At 36.9% G+C, this 529-nt stretch carries 1 tRNA gene; it reads left to right on the forward strand.

Annotation, left to right across the window (positions count from 1 at the left end):
* Positions 1–50: 50 nt before the first annotated feature.
* Positions 51–126 (forward strand) — tRNA-Ala (locus ESZ26_RS19130).
* Positions 127–529 lie beyond the last annotated feature (403 nt).

Raw genomic sequence — 529 nt, forward strand, 5'->3', positions numbered from 1 at the left:
TCACGAGTGTCTACACAAATTACATGATAACAAATTAGAAGAATCCCGATGGGGCTATAGCTCAGCTGGGAGAGCGCCTGCCTTGCACGCAGGAGGTCTGCAGTTCGATCCTGCATAGCTCCACCATTTTAAATTCTACTGCGTTAGTTCGCAGCTTGTGTAGTAAACTACACGACGCTACAAACTGCCTTGTACAATATAAAATACCATTATGATTCTTCATTAAAGAAAGAGACCAAACTTAAGTTGTTCTGATGAACATTTTAAGTTTGGTTTTTTAAACCACGTTTTTAACCGAATGCGCGTTAAGAATGAGTTCTTTAACAATCTGGAAAGCTGATATAAAAATGATTTTATAAAGCAATGAACGGTGTCGCGCTGTGACTTGCACATTTTATAAATATCTACAAAAGCGATTAATTGCGCAAGCAGTTAATCAACATTTAGTTAAGTTCTACTCGAACTTAATTATCTTATTCAAGACACATTTATTTGTGCGTGAAAATGTCAGACTTTACAATTGCTGTGG

Origin of the sequence: Colwellia hornerae, from assembly GCF_007954355.1 — a bacterium.
GTDB classification, from domain to species: Bacteria; Pseudomonadota; Gammaproteobacteria; order Enterobacterales; family Alteromonadaceae; genus Colwellia_A; species Colwellia_A hornerae.